Annotated in this window: 19 protein-coding genes; 13 read left to right on the forward strand and 6 right to left on the reverse strand. The window is 66.6% G+C overall.

Annotated elements, in window-relative coordinates:
• Positions 1-220: 220 nt before the first annotated feature.
• The 4 genes from RZR99_RS18430 (at position 221) to RZR99_RS18445 (ending at position 6291) form a co-directional block, all read left to right on the forward strand.
• Positions 221-1489 carry an MFS transporter gene (locus RZR99_RS18430; RefSeq protein WP_323121204.1) on the forward strand — a complete coding sequence of 423 codons (1269 nt, stop codon included), beginning with the start codon at positions 221-223 and terminating at the stop codon, positions 1487-1489.
• Between the two features lie 39 nt (positions 1490-1528).
• The gene (locus RZR99_RS18435; RefSeq protein ID WP_323121205.1) at positions 1529-3958 is read left to right on the forward strand and encodes a glycoside hydrolase family 31 protein; all 2430 of its coding nucleotides are present in this window, start codon (positions 1529-1531) and stop codon (positions 3956-3958) included.
• Between the two features lie 86 nt (positions 3959-4044).
• Positions 4045-5232 carry a porin gene (locus RZR99_RS18440; RefSeq protein ID WP_323121206.1) on the forward strand — a complete coding sequence of 396 codons (1188 nt, stop codon included), beginning with the start codon at positions 4045-4047 and terminating at the stop codon, positions 5230-5232.
• A gap of 351 nt (positions 5233-5583) precedes the next feature.
• Positions 5584-6291, forward strand: coding sequence for an MgtC/SapB family protein (locus RZR99_RS18445; RefSeq protein WP_323121207.1), 708 nt, complete (start codon positions 5584-5586; stop codon positions 6289-6291).
• A gap of 46 nt (positions 6292-6337) precedes the next feature.
• On the opposite strand, the gene RZR99_RS18450 is transcribed toward RZR99_RS18445, so the two are convergent.
• Positions 6338-7057, reverse strand: coding sequence for an autoinducer binding domain-containing protein (locus RZR99_RS18450; protein ID WP_323121208.1), 720 nt, complete (start codon positions 7055-7057; stop codon positions 6338-6340).
• Positions 7058-7129: 72 nt separating this feature from the next.
• Here RZR99_RS18450 and RZR99_RS18455 point away from each other — a divergent pair, with 72 nt between their 5' ends.
• The 3 genes from RZR99_RS18455 (at position 7130) to RZR99_RS18465 (ending at position 9246) form a co-directional block, all read left to right on the forward strand.
• Complete coding sequence (locus RZR99_RS18455; protein WP_323121209.1) at positions 7130-7573, forward strand: DUF4902 domain-containing protein; 444 nt, start codon at positions 7130-7132, stop codon at positions 7571-7573.
• Positions 7574-7777: 204 nt separating this feature from the next.
• Positions 7778-8392, forward strand: coding sequence for an acyl-homoserine-lactone synthase (locus RZR99_RS18460; RefSeq protein ID WP_323121210.1), 615 nt, complete (start codon positions 7778-7780; stop codon positions 8390-8392).
• A gap of 47 nt (positions 8393-8439) precedes the next feature.
• Complete coding sequence (locus RZR99_RS18465) at positions 8440-9246, forward strand: hydroxymethylglutaryl-coenzyme A reductase (RefSeq protein WP_407655470.1); 807 nt, start codon at positions 8440-8442, stop codon at positions 9244-9246.
• On the opposite strand, the gene ribA is transcribed toward RZR99_RS18465, so the two are convergent.
• Positions 9225-9887 (reverse strand): GTP cyclohydrolase II, encoded by a 663-nt coding sequence (ribA, locus tag RZR99_RS18470; RefSeq protein ID WP_407655471.1) that lies wholly within the window; start codon positions 9885-9887, stop codon positions 9225-9227. The two genes, RZR99_RS18465 and ribA, sit on opposite strands and share 22 nt — an antisense overlap.
• Before the next feature lie 157 nt (positions 9888-10044).
• Here ribA and RZR99_RS18475 point away from each other — a divergent pair, with 157 nt between their 5' ends.
• Positions 10045-10509, forward strand: a complete 465-nt coding sequence (locus RZR99_RS18475) for a CBS domain-containing protein (RefSeq protein WP_323121212.1) — start codon at positions 10045-10047, stop codon at positions 10507-10509.
• Between the two features lie 184 nt (positions 10510-10693).
• Here the strand turns inward: RZR99_RS18475 and RZR99_RS18480 are convergent, their stop codons facing one another.
• Complete coding sequence (locus RZR99_RS18480) at positions 10694-11023, reverse strand: DUF4148 domain-containing protein (protein ID WP_323121213.1); 330 nt, start codon at positions 11021-11023, stop codon at positions 10694-10696.
• A gap of 512 nt (positions 11024-11535) precedes the next feature.
• On the opposite strand from RZR99_RS18480, the gene RZR99_RS18485 reads away from it, so the two are divergent.
• Positions 11536-11934 (forward strand): GreA/GreB family elongation factor, encoded by a 399-nt coding sequence (locus RZR99_RS18485; RefSeq protein ID WP_323121214.1) that lies wholly within the window; start codon positions 11536-11538, stop codon positions 11932-11934.
• A 177-nt stretch (positions 11935-12111) separates the two neighbouring features.
• On the opposite strand, the gene RZR99_RS18490 is transcribed toward RZR99_RS18485, so the two are convergent.
• Positions 12112-13218 (reverse strand): porin, encoded by a 1107-nt coding sequence (locus RZR99_RS18490; protein ID WP_323121215.1) that lies wholly within the window; start codon positions 13216-13218, stop codon positions 12112-12114.
• Between the two features lie 665 nt (positions 13219-13883).
• Here RZR99_RS18490 and RZR99_RS18495 point away from each other — a divergent pair.
• On the forward strand, positions 13884-14306 hold the full coding sequence (locus RZR99_RS18495) for a Tat pathway signal protein (protein ID WP_323121216.1): 423 nt from the start codon (positions 13884-13886) through the stop codon (positions 14304-14306).
• Positions 14307-14354: 48 nt separating this feature from the next.
• Here the strand turns inward: RZR99_RS18495 and RZR99_RS18500 are convergent, their stop codons facing one another.
• Positions 14355-15626: a Zn-dependent hydrolase gene (locus RZR99_RS18500; protein WP_323121217.1), complete on the reverse strand. Its 1272-nt coding sequence runs from the start codon at positions 15624-15626 to the stop codon at positions 14355-14357.
• A complete protein-coding gene (locus tag RZR99_RS18505; RefSeq protein ID WP_323121218.1) occupies positions 15623-16996 on the reverse strand; it encodes a dihydroorotase in 1374 nt (457 codons plus the stop codon). The genes RZR99_RS18500 and RZR99_RS18505 overlap by 4 nt, the downstream gene beginning before the upstream one ends.
• Before the next feature lie 99 nt (positions 16997-17095).
• On the opposite strand from RZR99_RS18505, the gene RZR99_RS18510 reads away from it, so the two are divergent.
• The 3 genes from RZR99_RS18510 (at position 17096) to RZR99_RS18520 (ending at position 20910) form a co-directional block, all read left to right on the forward strand.
• Positions 17096-17986, forward strand: coding sequence for a LysR family transcriptional regulator (locus RZR99_RS18510; RefSeq protein ID WP_323121219.1), 891 nt, complete (start codon positions 17096-17098; stop codon positions 17984-17986).
• A 177-nt stretch (positions 17987-18163) separates the two neighbouring features.
• Positions 18164-19255, forward strand: coding sequence for a DUF917 domain-containing protein (locus RZR99_RS18515; RefSeq protein ID WP_323121220.1), 1092 nt, complete (start codon positions 18164-18166; stop codon positions 19253-19255).
• A 14-nt stretch (positions 19256-19269) separates the two neighbouring features.
• A complete protein-coding gene (locus tag RZR99_RS18520) occupies positions 19270-20910 on the forward strand; it encodes a urocanate hydratase (RefSeq protein WP_323121221.1) in 1641 nt (546 codons plus the stop codon).
• Positions 20911-20927 lie beyond the last annotated feature (17 nt).

Here is a 20927-nt window from a genome sequence, read left to right on the forward strand (position 1 = left end):
CTTGACCGCGCTCGTTTGCGAACATACGATTCCCCCACTCGATTGAAGTCAGTCATCAGATAACAAAGCCGCCGCTCAATCGGAAATTCTCTTGAAATAATCAGACGAATTCCGAAAATGCGGCAATGGGCAGCCGATTTTTAAATTGTCTTGTCTGACGACTGACAAAATAAGTCCTGCCAATCCAGCGATGCGGCGGACGATCATGGTGGAGACAACGTTGAAGACGATCAAAGGCCTGCGCTGGTGGATCATCGTGCTCGTATGCACCGGCACGATCATGAACTATCTCGCGCGCAACTCGCTCGCGGTGCTCGCGCCCGAGCTCAAGCACCTGTTCTCGCTCAGCACCCAGCAGTATTCGTATATCGTCGCCGCGTTCCAGATCGGCTACACGCTGATGCAGCCCGTATGCGGCATCGTGATGGACGTGATCGGGCTGCGGATCGGTTTCGCCATCTTCGCCGCGCTCTGGTCGATTGTCGGAATGGCGCACGGCCTCGCCACGAGCTGGCTGTCGTTCGGCATCCTGCGCGGCCTGCTCGGGCTGTTCGAAGCCGCCGCCATTCCGGCCGGCATGAAGGCGGTCGCCGAATGGTTTCCGGACCGCGAGAAATCGGTCGCGGTCGGTTATTTCAACGCCGGCACGTCGCTCGGCGCGGCACTGGCGCCGCCCGTGGTCGTGTTCCTGTCGATGCGCTTCGGCTGGCAGGCGGCGTTCGTCGCCACCGGCGCGATCGGCCTGGTGTGGGCCACGCTGTGGCTTGCGTTCTACCGCTCGCCGGCCGGCCATCCGAGGATCGGTCGCGGCGAACTCGACCTGATCCGCGACGGCCAGACTGTCTTTCCGCCGCGCGGCAAGCGCCGCGTGCGCGACGTGCTGGGCGCGCGGCGCTTCTGGGCGATCGCGCTGCCGCGCTTTTTCGCCGAGCCCGCCTGGCAGACCTTCAGCTTCTGGATTCCGCTCTACCTCGCCACCGAACGCAAGATGGATCTCGCGCACATCGCGATCTTCGCGTGGATGCCGTTTCTCGCCGCCGATCTGGGCGGCATCGCGGGCGGCTACCTGTCGCCGTTCCTGATGAAGCGGTTCCGGATGCCGCTCGTGCGCTCCCGCGTCGCGGGCGTCGCGCTCGGCGCGGTGATGATGATCGGGCCGGCCGCGATCGGGCTCGTCGCGTCGCCGTATCAGGCGATCGCGCTGTTCTGCGTCGGCGGCTTCGCGCACCAGATGATCTCCGCGCTCGTCAACACGCTCGCGGCCGACGTGTTCGACCCGGAGGAAGTCGGCACCGCCAGCGGGTTCGCCGGCATGGCGGCGTGGACCGGCGGCCTCGGCTTTTCGCTCGTGGTCGGCGCGCTGGCCGACAAGGTGGGCTACGGGCCGCTGTTCGCGTGCCTCGGCGTATTCGACCTGATCGGCGTCACGCTGCTCGCGCTGCTGATTCGCGGCCAGTCGAGAGACGAGCGCGCGCTCGCCGCCGCCTGACGCTCCCCATTACTTCGCCGTCTCAGAGGACTGGTATTCATGGCTTCGCTGCTTTCCCCTCCTTCATTCCGGCTCGCGGCCGACACGCACAATCGCGTGCAACTGCAAAGCGACGACGGCGCGCGCATCGACCTGTTCGTGCTGGAGGACGACGTGATCCGCGTGCGCGTGCTGCCCGACGGCCAGGCGACCACCCCGCGCACCTGGTCGATCGCGCCGGGCGGCGACGACGTCGAACCCGAGGGCCGCGACCGGCTCGACCTGAGCGGCTTCGCGCTGCCCCGCTATGCGGTGACGACCGACGCCGGACGGATTCGCGTGGAAACCGCCGGTATTCGCGTCGACATCGCGCCGGAAGGCGGCCGTTTCACCTGGCAACTGCGCGACGACAGCGGCGCATGGCGCACCGTGCTGGCGGACCGCGCGACGCAGGCGTACAACTTCCGCTGGTGGGACGAGCGCGTCTACCACTATGTCGCCCGCCAGCCGGGCGAGATGCTGCTCGGCCTCGGCGAACGCGCGGGAGAGCTCGACCGCAGCGGCGGACGCTACGACATGGTGAACGTCGACGCGATGGGCTACAGCGCGCGGCACACCGACCCGCTCTACAAGCACATCCCGTTCTACATCGCCTGGCGCCCCGACGACGCGCTCGGCTTCGGTCTGTTCTACGATACGCTCGCCGACTGCACGTTCGACATGGGCCGCGAGCTCGACAACTACCACGGCCACTATCGCTACTTCCGCGCGCAGCACGGCGACCTCGACTACTACTTCATCGCGTCACCCGGCAGCCCGCTCGCCGCGACGCGCCGCTTCACCTGGCTTACCGGCCGCCCCGCCCGGATGCCGCGCTGGGGGCTCGGCTATTCCGGCTCGACGATGAGCTACACCGACGCGCCCGACGCGCAGCAGCGGATGAACGAATTCATCGAGCGCTGCCGGGAACACGACATCCTGTGCGATTCGTTCCATCTGTCGTCGGGCTATACGTCGATCGGCGCGAAGCGCTACGTGTTCAACTGGAACCGCGACAAGTTTCCCGACGTCGACGGCTTCGTCGCCGATTACCTCGCGCACGGCATCCGCCTGTGCGCGAACATCAAGCCCTGCCTGCTGCGCGATCACCCCGAATTCGACGACGCGCAGCGCCGCGGCCTGCTGATCCGCACCCGGGCCGGCGAGCCTGCGTGGGTCCAGTTCTGGGATGAAGTCGGCGCCTATCTCGACTTCACGAATCCCGACACGCAGCGCTGGTGGCGCGAACACGTGACCGATGCGCTGCTGCGTCACGGCATCGCGTCGACGTGGAACGACAACAACGAATACGAGGTGTGGTCGCCCGACGCCTTCGCGCACGGGTTCGGCTCGCCGTATCCGGTGCGCGAGGCCAAGGTGCTGCAGACGATGCTGATGATGCGCGCGTCCCGTGACGCGCAGCGCGCGCATGCACCCGAGCGGCGGCCGTTCCTGGTGTCGCGCTCGGGCGGCGCCGGGATGCAGCGCTACGTGCAGACCTGGTCGGGCGACAACGCCACGTCGTGGGAGACGCTGCGCTACAACCTGAAGATGGGTCTGGGACTGGCGCTGTCGGGCGTGTCGAATCTCGGCCACGACATCGGCGGCTTCTCCGGACCGGCTCCCGGCCCCGAGCTGCTGCTGCGCTGGGTGCAGTTCGGCGTGTTCATGCCGCGCTTCAGCATCCATTCCTGGAACGACGACGGCACCGTCAACGAGCCGTGGATGTATCCGGACGCGACGCGCCGGATCGCCGATCTCATCAAGCTGCGCTGCCGGCTTCTGCCCTATCTCTACCATCTGCTGTGGGAATCGACGACCCGCTACGAACCGGTGCTGCGCCCGACCTTCGCCGAATTCCCGCGCGACCGCCGCTGCCACGCGCCGAGCGACGACCTGCTGCTCGGCCGCGCGCTGCTGGTCGCGCCCGTCGTCGAGCCGGGCCGCGTGGCGCGCACTGTCTACCTGCCGGACGGCGCGCGTTGGGTCTGCTACTGGAGCGGCGAACGTTTCGACGGCGGCGCCGCCGTCACGCTCGACGCACCGCTCGACCGGCCGGTCATGCTGGTGCGCGAAGGTCACGCGTTGCCGCTCAACAGCGCCGAACAGCACTTCGGGTCGCGCGGCGACGCGCGCACGTTCGTCGTCGTGCCCCGCGCCGACGACGGCTGCGCCGAGGGCGAATGCGTGGAGGACGACGGCGAATCGGAAGCCTGGCGAGACGGCGCGTTCGGCATCTGGAAGATCGCGACGCGCGCGAACGCGGCCGGGCGGCTCGTGGCGTCGATCGGGTGGAGCGGCGGATATCGCCGGCCGTTCGACCGGCTCGAGATCCGCGTGCCCGCGTCGGAGCCGCGCCCGTTCGACGCCGACGGCGCCCGCATCGTCGGCGATTCGACGGAGCACGGATGGCGCACGCTGACGCTGCAGCTCGATCCCGCCGGCGCATGACCCACCCGCGCCGCGCGCGGCAAGCCGTTTCCCGCAGACCGGGGCGCCGCACCGCCCCGGATGACAATAACCCAAGGAGATAGTCAATGAAGACCCGCATCCCGCTTCGGCACACATTGTTCGCCGCGTCGACCGCCCTGTTCTCCGGCCCCCTGTGGGCGCAGAGCAGCGTGACGCTCTACGGCGTCGTCGACGACGCTATCAGCTACGTGAACAATCAGCAGGGCCACTCGAACGTCTATCTGCGCGACGGCAACCTGTACGCATCGAAGTTCGGCCTCAAAGGCAGCGAGGATCTCGGCGGCGGCACCAAGGCGATCTTCGATCTGCAGGCGGGTTTCAATCTCAATACCGGCGCGCAGGCGTTGTCCGGCACGATCTTCAACCGGCAGGCGTATGTCGGACTGCAGAACGACCGTTACGGCGCGCTGACCGCCGGCCGCCAGTACACGCCGTACTATCTGTTCGTCGGCCAGTACGGACCGAGCAACTGGCTGACCGGCGCGACGGGCGCCCACCCCGGCGACATCGACGGGCTCGACACGACGGTGCGCATCAATAATTCGGTTACCTACACGTCGCCGACCTACGCGGGCCTGAGCGCGAGCGCGATGTACGGCTTCAGCGGCATTCCCGGCAGCGCCGGCAAGGGCAACACCTACAGCGCCGCGCTGCGCTACCTCAACGGGCCGCTCGGCATCGCGGCCGGCTATCTGCGGATCAACAGCTCCGGCCAGCCGAACGGCTTCCAGAGCACCGCCGTGCCGGCAAGCGGCAGCTTCGCGGTCTCGGTCGTCAACCAGGGTTACATCACCGCGCGCGCGGTGCAGCAGGTCGCGGCCGCCGGCAACTACACGCTCGGCGACCTGACGCTCGGCCTCAACTACTCGAACGTCGAATATCTGCCCGGCGCGCACTCGGTGTTCACCGATACGGCAATCTTCAACACCTACGGCGCACTGGCGGCCTACCGCTTCACACCGGCTTTCGCGATCGCGGGCGCCGTCGCGTACACGATGGCGACGAAGGCCAACGGCATCTCGAGCGCGGCGCGCTACCAGCAGTATTCGCTGAAGGAGTCGTACAGCCTGTCGAAACGCACGACCCTCTACGCGCTGCAGGCGTTCACCCGCGCGAGCGGCGAAACGCTCGGCGCGAACGGAGCCGGCGACGTGATCGACGCGGCGCCCGTCGTCGGCGACTCGCAGCAGCTGACGCCGTCGTCGACCCGCTCGCAGTTCGTCGGCATGCTCGGGATCGCCGTCACGTTCTGACGCCCCCCGAATCGCGGCAGGCCGCGCCGGGCCGTCAGCACCCCTGCTGCGGCCCGGGTTGACGCGCCCGATGTCTCGCCCCTAGAATGCCGCCCATTCAATCGATCAGGAATCGTCGTGGACAGTAGCAGCGCCATGCCTGCACGCCTCGCTGCCTGAACGCCCGCCTGCCGCAGCGCCCGCTGCGCCGTCGCCCGCGTTCGAGCGGGCGGCGCGTGCCCTCACCATTTCACACAAACGTTCCCGTCCGCGCGGTAAAGTACCGCGCGGACGCAAGACGCGCGAGCCCGAACGGGCCGCCGCGCGGCCGCCTATCCGGCACGGCCGCGTGACATGCACGGCAGGACTTACATGACTTTCGAATTCGCACTTCGTCTTTTCACCGCGTTTGCCTGCGGGGTCGCCATCGGCATCGAACGGCAGATGCGTCAGCGCACGGCCGGCCTGCGCACGATCACGCTCGTGACGAGCGGCGCGTGCCTGTTCGTCACCCTCGGCGTACTGACCGGCAACGGCGTCGCCGGGGTCACGCAGATCGCGGCCTATGTGGTCTCGGGTGTCGGCTTCCTCGGCGGCGGCGTGATCATGCGCGACAAAGGCTCGATCCAGGGCATCAATACCGCGGCGACGCTGTGGTGCTCCGCCGCGGTCGGCGTGCTGTCGGGCTCCGGCCACTATCTGCCCGCGATCGCAGGCACGGCCGTGATCCTGCTCACCAACACGCTGCTGCGCTACGTGAGCCAGGCGATCAATTCGACGCCCGTGTCGAACGCCGATCTCGTGCGCGAATACCAGGTCACGGTGATCTGCCTCGCATCCGAGGAGGTACACATCCGCACGCTGCTGTCGAACTCGATGTACGCGAAGCCGCTGTCGTTCCAGAGCCTGACGAGCGAGGACGTACCCGAGCAGCCCGAGCGCATCAAGGTGACGGCGACGCTCAAGCTGCATCCGAAGGATCAGCAGAAGCTCGAGCAGATCGCGAGCCGGATGAGCATGGAGAAAAGCATTTCGAGCGTCAGCTGGACCGCGAAGGAAGCCGAGCCGATGATGGAATGAGGTCGGTTTCGGGCCCGGGCGCGATGCCGCGCACCGGCCCGACGGGTCACGGCGTCTCGATCAGCCCCATCGAGATGGCTTTCACGACCGCCTGCACCTTGTTGGTGGCCGCGAGCTTGTCGAGAATGTTGTTGACGTGGAAGTTCACCGTGCGCTCGGAGATGCTGAGGATCTGGCCGATCTCGCAGGCGGTCTTGCCTTCTCCCGTCCAGCACAGCACCTCGCGCTCGCGTTGCGTGAGCGTAACGTTCGCCTCGGGTGCGAGCTTGGGCACCATGAAGCGGCTCATCAGCGAATGCGACAGGTTCGCCAGCCAGTTGGTCTGCAGGGTCAGCATGTTGATCTCGGCGGGCGTCAGCTGGTCCGCATGCCGCGCAATCGTCAACAAGCCGAATACGCCGCGCGCCGCCCAGCTCGATTGCGCCACGCCGACCGCGAGCCCGTGCTCGCGCGCGTCGCGCCACAGCTGCGACGCATCCGCGCTGCTGGTGTCCGGCCACACGATCATGTTGGGGCTGCGCGCGCCGTCGCGAACCGTCGAATCGATGCTCAGGTAATCCATCTCCTGATAATGCTGCATCCACCCGTCCGGATACGTATCGAAGATCGCGACCGCGGGCTTCGAGACCGGCAGCGGCACCCTGATGCCGTAACAGCAATACTCGAAGCCGAGCCGTCGCGTATAGGCGGCGATGAGTTGAAACAGCTGCTGCTCGTTCTCTGCAGCGCTAAATTGTTGATAGGCATCTTGCCACCGCAGTTCCATTTGATCTCCGACAACTTCACGCTGTCATACTTGCTAGGTTTCAGCCCGCTCGCGGACTGATACATTCCGCGCATGAATTCGCCATTGCTTCATCGCTTCTGCGGCCCGTCCGCCGACGGCTATGTGCGCATGCCCGAGCATGCGCTGGCCGAACTTGCGCTCGTCCACGTGTCGTCCGGACTCGACGCGTCCCTCCTGGTCGAACTGCGCACCTGCGCGGTCGACGCGCGTCTCGCCGGCTACACCGAATGGGAACGCGCGCTGCGAGCGGGCGCGGCGCACATCACAGTCGGCTGGGATTGGTACCTCGACAAGGCCACCGGCGCAATCGTCATCGCCTGGGGCGACGTACGCAGCAACGTCATGGGAGTCGACCGCTACGGCGCCGACATCGGGATGGAGCCCACCGCGACGGCGCTGCTGCGCCGCCTCGCTCAACTGAATTGGCCAACGGCTGTCGCCGCTGCCGCCCTCGGTCAAAGCATGCTTTATCAGGCCGGTCCCACCCTTCAGTAACACGCGTCCGGCTCGTCGTGTCCAATCATTTGAAACATTGCTGATTTATAAGCAAATTAGCAGATCTTTTCAATCTGAATCTTGCATAGGTTCGTTCTGGTCCTATGTATCTCTGCGCGCACCCCACCCTGTAAGGGTTAACAGTTACCTGTCCTCTGGGCGCACGATGTAATGCGCGCATTCAAAGCATAAACAGAGGACACCATGCGGACTTTCGTTCACGGCGATGGCCGCCTGCCAAGCGGGCTGGCGGCTGATCTGGGCCTTTATCGGCACCGCGTTTTTGTCGAGCAACTGGGCTGGAAGCTGCCGTCGGCGAGCGAAGGATTCGAACGCGATCAATACGATCGCGACGACACCGTTTACGTGTTTGCAAGAGACGACCGCGACGGCATCTGCGGGTGCGCGCGCCTGCTGCCGACGACCCGCCCCTATCTTCTGAAGGAGCTGTTTCCGACCCTGCTCGCCGACGACATGCCCCCGCCGCAATCTACCGAAGTGTGGGAATTGTCGCGATTTGCCGCGAATACGGACGATCCCGCGCACGCGGGCGATCTGGCCTGGGCTGTCAAGCCGATGCTGGCCGCCGTCGTCGAGTGCGCGGCGCGCCGTGGTGCGCGGCAATTGATCGGCGTGACGTTCATGAGCATGGAGCGTCTGTTCCGCCGCATCGGCGTTCACGCCCACCGGGCCGGGCCCGCGCAGTCGATCGACGGTCGCATGGTGGTCGCGTGCTGGATCGACCTGGATCGCCAGACGCTCGCCGCGCTGGATCTCGATCCGGACCTGTGCTCCCCGCATCAGGTCGAGGCGGCCTGAGCGCCGGCTGCCCGGCCGGGCGAGATTGTCTATGAAGGAGTAACAGGATGGACCATTCATCGGTGTTCCGCGCGATGATGCCCGGACGCGACGGCGATCCGGCCGCCCGGATCGCCGTCGCGCATCCGGATTTTGCCGGCCGTCTGCCGCTCGTGCGCCTTGACCGGCGCGGCCTGGTGTTCCGCGCGCATGATGCGTTGCCGCCGGCGTACGGTCTGCCGCGGCCCGCGACGCTGTTCGCGGACGACGCGCCGCTGTGTACGCTGCGACTCGTGATCCGCCGGATCGACGTACTGTCCGACGGCCAGCGCGACCTGACGATGCAGCCGTCGGCCGCCGACGGCGACGCGCTGTTCTGGCATGCGTTGCGCAACCATCGCCAGCAGCGCCCCGCCGATTGGCCTCTCGCGCTCGCCGGTTGCGGCGGCGCGGTACCTGCTTTGCCCGCGGCGGATGGCATGCCGGCGCGCCCCGCCGAGATCGGCATGCGCCTGTCGCGCACGGCCGCGTTCCGGCTGGCGGATCGCAGCGATGCACTGTTCTTCGCCGACTGGCTCGAATATCACTTCGATGAACTACGCGCGCTCGCGCAACAGAAATCGCCTCGCCTGCACCTGAACCAGCTGGAACGCCGGTTGACGGGCGACGAGGTCGGGGTGCGCTTCGTGTACGACATCGACGGCCACGCCGACCGCGACATGCTCACCGACTGCGCCCGGCAAGCGTGCGACTGGATCGAAACGGAGATGCTGCGCCGCTTCGACCTGCCGATCGCCCAGGAGCGCTTCGGGTCGTACCAGTTGCACCGGGCGGGCAGCGGCGGCGAACCGGCTTACTCGTTCTCGTCGAAATAGTAGTGGCCGAACTTGAGCTGCTTGGTGCGGATATAGCGCTCGTTTTCCTCGCGCACAGGCACCGCCAGCGCGACCCGCTCGCACACCGGAATGCCGTGCTGCGCGAGCGTGTCGAATTTCTTCGGATTATTGCTCATCAGCCGCACTGACTCGACCTTCAGGATCCGCAGAATCGCGGCGGCGGAATCGTATTCGCGCGCGTCGTCCGGCAGGCCGAGATCGAGATTCGCCTCGACCGTGTCGCGCCCCTGCTCCTGCAGCGCGTAGGCGCGGATCTTGTTGCTCAGGCCGATCCCGCGCCCTTCATGACCGCGCAGATACAGCAGCACGCCCCGCCCCTCGGCGGCGATGTAGCGCAGCGCGAGGTCGAGCTGTTCACCGCAATCGCATCGGTAGGAGCCGAACACGTCGCCCGTCAGGCACTCGGAATGCAGGCGCGTCAGCACCGACTGCGGCCCGGTGACATCGCCCATGACCAGCGCCAGATGCTCGGTATCGCCGCCCGCGACGCGAAACGCATACGACGTGAACGTGCCGTAGCGCGTGGGCAGCGTCGCCGTGGCGACGAGCGCCACGCATTCGCCGGCACGATCGTTTTCCGAGGAGGCCGATGGGGAATGCGGAGACTTCATGGAATGCATCGAACGAGAAAGAATTAAGGTGTGTTCTGAATGGCGAGCGATCGGAGTTTAACGCTAATCTACGAACTCGGCCGAGCCTCGCGCCGTGCACCGATCTATACTGGATCTGTCGAAGCGGGGTACGCAACGTACGCCGCCCAGCCAAGGGAGACCGTGTATGAGCACCACCGTCGCACAGATTCTCAAATCCAAGCCCGAGTCCGGCCGCACGATCCACACCATCGCGAAAACCGACTCCGTCTATGACGCGATCAAGCTGATGGCGGAAAAGGGTATCGGCGCGCTGCTCGTCACGGAAGGCGCCGACATCGCCGGCATCGTGACCGAGCGCGACTACGCGCGCAAGGTGGTGCTCCTCGACCGCTCGTCGAAAGCGACCCAGGTCGGGGACATCATGACGGCCAAGGTGCGCTACGTGGAACCGTCGCAAACCACCGACGAGTGCATGGCGCTGATGACCGAGCACCGGATGCGCCATCTCCCGGTCATCGACCAAGGCAAACTGGTTGGCCTGGTGTCGATCGGCGACCTCGTGAAAAGCGTCATCGCCGACCAGCAGTTCACGATCACCCAGCTCGAACACTACATCCACGGAACGCCCGCCACCTCGCAGATCGAATAGCGCCGGCCGCCGCATCCAGCAAAAAATGCCCAAACGCCGTGCGTCTGGGCAAAGCCGCCGGACTGCGGCGACGGAGGTTCCGTTCTTGTCGGCGGCCCGATGCGCGTTGCGCGCGGGCCGCCTTGTGCCGGGCCGACGCTGCCGTCCGCCACCCGGCCGACGAGCACGTCAGGCGAGATCCCGCTTAATGACCGAAGTAGACCGAGTTCGGCGAGCTCGGCGCAACGACCACGCGCCCGCCCGACTCCGTCGCGCCGACGGGCTGCACGCCGTAACCGCTCGTATCGGCATGAGTCAGGGTTTGCTGCGCCGGCTGGGCACGCTGTGCGGCCGCCTGAATGTTGTTCGGATACTGCGCGTCACTGGCTTCGGGCTTGTAACCGTTCTGTTCGAGCTGGACCAGTTCGGAGCGCACTTCGGCACGCGTGAGCGGCTGCTGGCTGGATTGCGCAAATGCGGCCAGCGGAGCGGCCAGGATGGAAGCGGCAACTGCGGCGTAGACGATCGTCTTCATGATAATGACCTCCGGAATGTTGTATTTACGTCGCCCCGGGCATCTCTGTCTGAAGCGATTGATTCCAGTCTAGTCACCACGAGACCAAGGGCAAACCCCTAGTTTGGACATACACCGTTGCAAAAATGACAAATATCGATATCCATACTGGGGGCAGTGATATCCCAATAGCCCCATGGCGGCAACAATAGCTGACATCGAGCTGAAGGAGTCATCGGCCTGAGGTAGCCCGGTTTGTTGTATAGTTGAAAGGTTTATTTGTCCGTTATCCGACCAATCCATCCATGCGCCTCCCGACTGCCCTCGCTCTTTCGCCGCTCCGTTCGGCCGGAGCGCGCCCGCACGTCCCCCCGGTGGCGCCCCCCCGCTTTCGAAGCACGGCTCCGGCACCGCTCGCCGCCGCCCGGCGCTTGACCTGACAGCCCCCTCCAGCCTGGAGCCGCTGCGGTCAGGCTCCGGGCGATCCCACAGGTGAGTCACGCCTGCCTATGCCGATCATTTGGAGAACTGTCATGAAAAAACGCCTCTATCAACTTACCGAACTCGACGTCGCGCGCCTTGAAAAGCACGCGGAACATCAGCCCCGCTTCCAGGAAATGCTGGACACGCTGCTCGAACGCGCCGACATCGTCCAGCCGAGCGCCATCAAGGCGACGGTCGTGACGATGAACTCGCAGGTCACGCTGATCGACGAGACGACCCAGGACAGCATGACCTGGACGATCGTCTATCCTGACGCAGCCAACCTCGAACAAGGGCGCCTCAACGTGTTCTCGCCTGTCGGAATGGCATTGCTGGGCGCCCAACGCGGCGAACTCGTGAAGATCACGCTGCCGAATGGCGCCGGCAAGATGATGAAAGTGGCGGACATCGTATTCCAGCCGGAAGCGAACGGCGACTATACGCGCTGAGCGCGCCGGTTCGAGCATTGCCGACGCACGCGCCCGCGTGCCGACCATGAAAGAAGCGAGGCCGCTCAAGCGCCTCGCTTTTTTTCATCGGCCGCACCATCTCGGCGCCGCGCAATAAAAAAGGCGCCCGAAGGCGCCTTTTTCAAGACCGGATGAACTTCCCGGCCTTCGTCATGCTTAGAAGCGGTGACGCAGACCAACCGTTGCTGCGGTTTGGTTGATCGACGAGCTCGGCAGCGTGGTGTTGTCGCCGTTGTAGATCGATGCGCCGCCTGCGTTCTTCGAAGCACGTTGGTACACAGCTTGTGCGTACACGTCGGTGCGCTTCGACAGCGAGTAGTCAGCCTGGAGACCGAATTGGTTCCAGTGTTGGCTTTCGCCCGCAACCTTCGCGCTCGTGTACGTGTAAGCAGCACCCAGACCCAGAGCCGGCGTCAGGTTGTACTTGGCGTTGACTTCGTAGTTGTCAGCACGGAACGTCGACTGGCCCGGCACGTTGTCAACACGTGCTTGGGTCCAGGCTGCGCCAACTTGCGCCGGGCCGAACGCGTAGCCAGCAGCCGCGCCGTACGTACGCAGACGACCTTGGCCGTTCAGCAGGATGCTCGAACCGTTTTCGATCGCGCCGCCGGTCACGCCCGGGTTGTTCGCTTGCGAGTAAGCTGCACCCAGCTTCAGGCCTTGGAACTGATACGAAGCACCTGCGCTGTAGGCACGGTTGTTCGCGAATTGCGAGCTGTTCGAGAACGAGTACGTGCCGCCGAACACCAGGCCAGCGTAGTTGGCGCTCGTGTACTTGATCGAGTTGTTAGCCGCGTAGCCGCCGTTCGTGTTCAGGTTGTCGTTGTTGAACGGGTGAGCGAAGTACGTACCACCCCAGCTGCCCGTTGCGGTCAGCGGAGCCAGGTAGTCTTGCACGGAGTCGTACTGGCGACCCAGCGTGACCGTACCGTACTGGCTCGACAGGCCGACGAACGCTTGACGGTTGAACATGCCGCCGTTGTTCTGGAACTTGCCGTTACCAAGGTTGAAACCGCTTTCCAACGTGAAGATTGCCTTCAGACCGCCACCCAGGTCTTCCGAACCACGCAGGCCGAAACGGCTTTGGTCAACGCCGCTGCCCATCGACCACAGCGACTTGCCAGCAGCGCCCGGAGCCGGCTGCACATTGCTTTGGTACGTGATGCCTGCGTCGAGCACACCGTACAGCGTGACGCTGCTTTGTGCGTGTGCAACGGTAGCGAACGATGCTGCAGCTGCTGCAACGATCAGAGTCTTGTTCATTCGTGGAGCTCCCTTTAAAAAAAGGCAGGCCTTGCGACCTTGTTTCGATCAACGGTCAGCAACCGCCCGGAAGCGCCATATCTACTGCTCTACTGCGCTATGGCTGCGCCCGGATGGTTGCCCGTTATGGGAACCGTGAGTTTAGGGGTGTACCCTAGGGCCGCCCATTCGCAAATAAAGAAATAAGCTTTTCCAGAACAAGAAATAATAGAAATGCTAGCCTGCTATAAGTATTTGTTTTAACGCTACTTTTTGGCCTCTTGACGGGGTTGTTTTGGCGGGTTTACAACCAGCATTCTTCTGTGTCAGCGACTTGACGGTTGCATATAAACAACAAGCCCAACCCCGCGAAGCAGCGATTTCGGTACTTTTTGCTGGCCGATCGAGCATGCGTGCCGGCCTGAACGGCCGCTCCGAAGGCGCCGGCCGCCATTATGGCGGGGGGCGCGGCCGGACAAACCGCTCCCGCCGCGCCGATCGACCCGCCCGGAGCGCATCCGCCCGCGGCAAGGCCCGCCCCCGATGCCGGCCCCTCGAACGGCGGAATATCCCGTAACAGCCGTTGCCGCCAGCGTCACCCCGCGTCCCCGGCCTCCGGACTATGGTTGAACCCGACGGCGCCGCCGTTCGCGCGCGCCGCTCCAGTATCCGTTCCGGGAATCGCCATGAATCGACGTCACTTTCTTCGCACGCTGTCCTTGACTGCGATGGCCCTGGCGGGTGGCGCAGGCTTCGCCGATGCGCGCGCGCAACAACCGGCGCCGGGCGGCCCACCCTCCGCGCCACCGTCCCGGCCGCCACCCGGACCGACGCCGGGCGAGCGCCCGCCGATGCGCCCGCAACCCGGCCGGCCGTCTTATCCGGGTTCGCCGCATCGCCCGCCGCCGCCGCGACGGCATGACAGGCGGCCTCCTCCTCCGTACCGGCGCGGCTACGTTTGGGTGGACGGCTACTGGAGTTGGCACGACGGCCGCTATATATGGATGCCCGGACGCTGGATCGCCCAGCGCCCGGGCCATCGGTGGGTGCCCGGCTACTGGCGGCAGCAGGGGCAGGTCTGGATCTTCGTCGACGGCCGCTGGCGCTGATCGGCGAGCGGCCCGCCGGCCCGGAAGGACCCGGGCCGGCGGCGCACCTCAATCTCGGCCGGCGAGCGCGCGGTCGAGCGCCACGAGCGTCTGGTACAGCACGCGGGTGCCGTCGAGCAGCTGCCGCGGCTCGATCCACTCCTCGGGGCAATGGCTGCGGCCGTTCAGGCAGGGGATGAAGATCATCCCGATCGGCCCGGTCGGCGCGACATACACCGCATCGTGCCCCGCGCCGCTCGGCAGCCGCATGCTCGGGTAACCGAGCTGTCCGGCCGCCAGCTCCACCGCGTCCATCACGAGCGGCTGACAGTCGGTCGGACGCGCGCGGCTCACGTGTTCGGCACGCGCCGACACCCGCAGCGCATCGAGGCGCGCGGCCGCTGCGGCCAGCACGTCCTCCGGGAAGCCATCGAGCACCGCGTCGCTGTCGCTGCGGACTTCCAGCATCATCTCCACCCGGCCCGGCACGGCGTTCGGCACGTTCGGCGTCATCGCGATCCGGCCGACGGTCGCGACGACGTAATGCGGCCGCCCCGACCGGCTGCTCGCGAGCGCATGCGCCGTTTCGATCAGGCAGGCCGCGCCGACCAGCGCATCGCGGCGAATCTCCATCGGCGTGGTGCCCGCGTGGTCGGGCTGCCCCGTCACGGTGATCAGCACGCGCCGGATGCCGACGATGTTCGTCACGACGCCGATCGGCAATCCGCGCGTCTCCAGCACCGGCCCCTGCTCGATATGCAGCTCAACGAACGCGGCCGTGCTGCCCGGCGCGCGCAGCGGCGCGGCGAGCGCTTCCGGCGTGCCGCCGATCCGCCGCAAGCCGTCGGCAAGCGTCTCGCCCGACGCGTTCGCGGCCCGTAGCATCCCCGCGTCGAGCACGCCCGAGAACGCGCGGCTGCCGACGCAGGAAATCCCGTAATCGCTCGGTTCTTCCGACAGGAAGTCGATGACTTCGAGCGGATGGTCGAGCACGATGCCCTGCTCGTTCAGCGTATGCGCGACCTCGATCGCCGCCAGCACGCCGATGATGCCGTCGAAGCGCCCGCCGCCGACCACCGTGTCGCAATGCGAACCCGTGATCAGCGGCTTCGCGCATCGGCCGCTGCCGGGCCGTCGCCCGATCAGGTTGCCGCCCGCATCCTGCGAGACCTCGAGCCCTGCCGCCGAGAACTGTTCGGCAAGCCATGCGCGCGCGTCGGCGAACAGCGGCGAGAACGCGCGGCGCGTCCAGGGCGTGCCGGGCAGCGTGAACTGCGCGAGCCGTTCGACGCGGGCCTGCAGGCGATCCGCGTTCAGCGGCGGATAAGCGATCCGGTTCATGCGCGATTCTCCGGGGACGACGGGCGCGGACGCAGAAAGCGCCCGTCGCCCGCCCGGTTGACGATCCGCGCGCCGTCGAACACCAGCTCGCCTCGGCAGTAGGTCGCCGCGACGCGGACCGCGAATTCCATCCCCTCGAACGCGCTCCACTGCACGGCCGCGAGGCTGTGCGCCGGATCGAAGCGATGACGATCCGGCGCGACGATCACCAGATCCGCATCCGCGCCGACGTCGAGCGTGCCCTTGCGGTCGTCCAGCAGAAAATGCCGCGCGGGATTCAGCGCGAGCAGTTCCGCGACGCGCGTCGGCGCGATCCCATGCTGCTCGCAGCCGGTCCAGAACGCGGGCAGCAGCGTCTCCAGCCCCGGCCCTCCCGATGCGTTCCTGAACACGTTCGGATTGCCCTTGCGCTCCAGCCCCCAGCTCACGTGATCCGACGATACGAACGTGCATTCGCCGCGCGCCACGTGCGTCCACAGCAGCTCGGTCTCGGCTTTCGGCCGGATCGGCGGGTAGTGCTTGGTCTTCGCACCGAAGCGCCGCGTATGCGTTTCGTGATCGAGCATCAGGTACTGGACGCAGGTCTCGATGCTCGCGCGATGGCCGGCGCGCCGGTACATGTCGCACAGCGCGAAGCCCCGCGACGTCGAGACGTGCACCGCATGCGCGCGCGCCCCCGTCTCCGCGCCGATCTCGTAGATCAGCGCGGTCGCCAGGTTCTCGATCAACGGCGGATGCGCACGCAGGAACGCATCCCAGCCGGTATCGCCCGCCTCGGTCATCCGCGCGATGTTCTTGCGCGTCAGCTCCTGCATCTGGTTGTGTACGCCGCACGCGAGCCCCGACGGCGCGATCCGCCGGAAGGCTTCGTAAAGATCGTCCTCGTCGACGCGCGGAAAGCGGCCCGGCGTCGCCTCGAACGTGGAGAACTTGAACGCGCATGCGCCGCCGTCGATCAGGCCGGCGGCCGCGTCCAGCCCGTGCTGCGCATTGAGCGTGCCGTACAGCGCGACGTCGACATGGCAATCCCGCTCGACCTCGGCGATCTTGCGCATCAGCTGCGCGCTCGACGCAACGGGTTCGGGGTCGTCGTACGGCATGTCGACCATCACCGTCACGCCGCCTGCCGCCGCCGCGCGCGACGCATGGCCGAGCCCTTCCTGATTGGCCTGACTGCCCGCATGGACCTGGCCGTCGATCACGCCCGGCAGCACCCACTGCCCGCGCGCATCGACCACCTCGCGCGCGGACGGCGGCGATCCCGTCCCGCGCGCCGCGATCCTGCCGTCCCGCAGCGCGAGCCAGCCGTCGTCGTCGATCCGCCGCGCGTCGACCAGCCGGCCGCGCACCACCCGCTCGAAATCACTCATGTCCGTCTCCGGCTTTTTTGTCCACGAGCAGTTTAGGCATCGCTCTGCCAGAATGTCCCATGCCGATTTATCACCCCCACATAACACGGAGTTAAGGCAGTGCGACTCAATCTTCGGCAAATCGAAGTGTTCCGCGCGATCATGCTGACCGGCTCGATCAGCGGCGCCGCCAAGCTGCTGCACGTCTCGCAGCCGGCCGTGTCGCGGCTCATCTCGTATGCGGAACAGCGGCTCGGCCTCGCGCTGTTCGAGCGCATCAAGGGCCGGCTCTATCCGACGCCGGAAGCGCAGCGCCTGTTCGTCGAAGTCAACGCGGTGTACCAGGGCGTCCAGCGCGTCAACGAGGTCGCCGAGGATCTGATCGAGAACCGGATGGGCCACCTGCGGATCGCCTGCAGCCCGAACCTCGGGCAGTCGCTGCTGCCGCTGGCGATCGCGCGCTTCTACGAACGTTTCCCGGACGTGCGGATCATCCTGCACACGATGATTCCCGGCGTACTGCTGCAGGCGGTGCTCACCCAACAGGTCGAACTCGGCATCGCGTTTCTCGAAGACAGTCATCCGAACGTCGAGAGCATTCCGCTCTACGAGAACCGGATGGTCGCGGCCGTGCCCGCCGCGCATCCGTTCGCCGCGCGCGACACGCTCGCGATCCGCGATCTCGCCGATACGCCGCTGATCGGCTACGGCAGCGACATTCCGCTGGGCCAGCTGATGCGCCGGCTGTTCCACGACGAAGGGCTCGTGCCGCAGGTGAAGGTCGAGGTGCAGCAGGCGCATGTCGCCTGCGCGCTGGTGCAGGCCGGCACGGGCATCGCGCTGATCGACGAGCTGACCGTCAACGGCCCGGTCTGGCCGCACATCGTCGTGAAGCCGATCCTGCCGACCCTCGCCGCGCCCGTGAGCGTGATGCACCCGGTGCTTGCGCCGCTGTCGCGGCTCGCGCACGAATTCATCGGTACGTTGCAGACGTTGTCCGCCCCGGCATGAAACGCGCTGCCGCGGCATCGGAGGGATAACCCTAGCCTTAACCTCGCGTTATGAAGTTTCCATAAAAAAGCAATAACGCTCAATATTCGGCATCCCTAGAATCGTTTGACACCTGCTGCCGCGCCACGGATTGCGCGCCGCACGCAGCGCTCCTTTTCTTCTCTGGACAAACGACGCATGGGACGCATTCTGGGATCGAACGATGTTGAAGCCGCCGTGAAAGGCGGCTCGGTATTCGCGTGCGGCGGAGGCGGCTGGGCCGACCACGGCCGCGAGCTCGGCATGCTCGCGGTGACGATCGGCCGGCCCGAGCTGGTGTCGATCGACGAGCTGCCCGCCGATGCGTGGGTCGCCACCGCCGCCGCGATCGGCGCGCCCGGCGGCCTCACCGATTGGGAAATGCTCGGCGGCGACTACGTGAAAGCCGTGCAGCTCGTGCAGGACGCGCTCGGCGCGCCGCTCGCGGGCCTCATCATCGGCCAGAACGGCATGTCGAGCACGCTGAACGGCTGGCTCCCGTCGGCGCTGCTGGGCACCAAGGTCGTCGACGCGGTCGGCGACATCCGCGCGCATCCGACGGGCGACATGGGTTCGCTCGGCCTCGCGTCGAGCCCCGCGCCGATGATCCAGGCCGCCGCCGGCGGCAACCGCGCGCAACATGCGTATCTCGAACTGGTGGTGCGCGGCGCGACCGCCAAGGTCTCGCCGGTCCTGCGCAAGGCGGCGGACATGGCGGGCGGCTTCATCGCGAGCTGCCGCAATCCGGTGCGCGCGTCTTATGTGCGCGAGCACGCGGCGCTCGGCGGCATCGGCCGCGCGCTCGCGCTCGGCGAGGCGATCATCGACGCGGAAAAACGCTCGGGCGGCGCGGTGATCGATGCGATCTGCCGCGCGACGCAGGGCGACATCATCGCCAGCGGCAAGATCGAGCGCAACACGCTCGAGTACACCCCCGAAGCCTTCGACGTCGGCCTCGTGTATCTCGGCGCCGGCGCCACGCGCACCGTGATCCACGTGATGAACGAGCACATGGCGGTCGACAACGCGCACGGCGAACGGATCGCGACCTACCCCGACGTGATCACGACGCTCGACGCGCAAGGCCGTCCGGTGAGCGCCGGCCAGCTTCGGGAAGGCATGGAGATCCACGTGCTGCGGGTGGCGAAGACGCTGCTTCCGCTGTCGTCCTCGGTGCGCGACCCGGCGGTGTACCCGCCCGTCGAGAAGGCGCTCGGCATCTCGATCGCCGATTACGCGCTCGGCCGCTGACCGGAGCCGACACGATGACTCACGCATTCCAGGTGACCTCCGGCACGACGCTGCGCTGCAAGGGCTGGCGGCAGGAAGCATTGCTGCGCCTGCTCGAGAACGTGCTCGCCGTCGGCGAGAATCCCGAGCAACTGATCGTCTACGCGGCGCTCGGCCGCGCGGCGCGCGACTGGCCGTCGCACGACGCGATCGTCCGCGCGCTGAAAACCATGGACGAGGACCAGACACTCGTCGTGCAGTCGGGCAAGCCGGTCGGCCTGCTGCGCACGCATGCGCAGGCCCCGCTCGTGATCATGGCGAACTGCAACATCGTCGGCCAGTGGGCGAAGGCGGAACACTTCTACGAATGGGAAAAACGCAACCTGATCTGCTGGGGCGGGCTGACCGCCGGAGACTGGCAGTACATCGGTTCGCAGGGCGTGATCCAGGGCACCTACGAGATCTTCTCGCGCATCGCCGAACGCCATTTCGACGGCGACCTGCGCGGCCGCTTCATCCTGACCGCCGGGCTCGGCGGCATGGGCGGCGCGCAGCCGCTCGCGGGCCGGATGGCCAACGCGGCGATCCTCACGGTGGAAGTCGATCAGGAGCGCATCGACAAGCGCCTGCAGATCGGCTTCCTCGAACGCCAGGCCCGCGATCTCGACGACGCGCTCGCGTTGATCCGCGATGCGCAGGCGCGCCGCGCGCCGATCTCGGTCGGCCTGCTCGGCAACGCGGCCGACGTCTATCCGGCGATCCTCGCGCGCGGCGTGATTCCCGACATCGTCACCGATCAGACCGCCGCGCACGATCTGGTCTACGGCTACGTGCCGTCGGGCTACACGCTCGCCGAGGCGCGCGCGCTGCGCGGCGGCGATCTCGCGACGCTGATGAACGCGAGCCGCGCGTCGATCGTCCGGCACGTCGAGGCGATGCTGGGTTTCAAGGATCGCGGCGCGATCGTGTTCGACAACGGCAACCTGATCCGCACGCATGCCGAAGAAGGCGGCGTCGCGCGCGCGTTCGAGATCCCCGTCTTCACCGAGGCATTCCTGCGTCCGCTGTTCTGCCGGGCGATCGGGCCGTTCCGCTGGATCGCGCTGTCGAACGACCCCGGCGACATCCGGATCATCGACGACTACCTGCTCGCGCAGTTCTCCGGCAACCCGATCGTGTCGAACTGGATCCGCCTCGCACGCGAGCACGTGCCGTTCGAGGGGCTGCCCGCGCGCATCGCGTGGCTCGGCCACGGCGAGCGCACGCAGCTCGCGCTGGCGGTCAACGGGATGGTCCGCGACGGGTGGCTGGCCGGCCCCGTCGCCTTCACCCGGGACCATCTGGACGCGGGCGCGATGGCGCACCCGAACATCATGACCGAGAACCTGCGCGACGGATCGGATGCGATCGCCGACTGGCCGCTCCTGAACGCGCTCGTGAACTGCGCGTCGATGGCCGACCTCGTTGCGATCCATTCGGGCGGCGGCGGCTACAGCGGCTACATGACGAGCGCGGGCGTGACGGTCGTCGCGGACGGCTCGCCGGAAGCCGACCGACGTCTCTCGCTGTCCATGACCAACGATACCGCGATGGGCGTGATCCGCTATGCGGACGCCGGCTACGACGACGCGCTCGACGAAGCCGCCCGCAAGCAGGTGCCGCATATCCGGCTGTAGGCGAACCGCATTCAACA

It is taken from the genome of Burkholderia alba (genome assembly GCF_034721475.1).
Classification (GTDB): domain Bacteria; phylum Pseudomonadota; class Gammaproteobacteria; order Burkholderiales; family Burkholderiaceae; genus Burkholderia; species Burkholderia alba.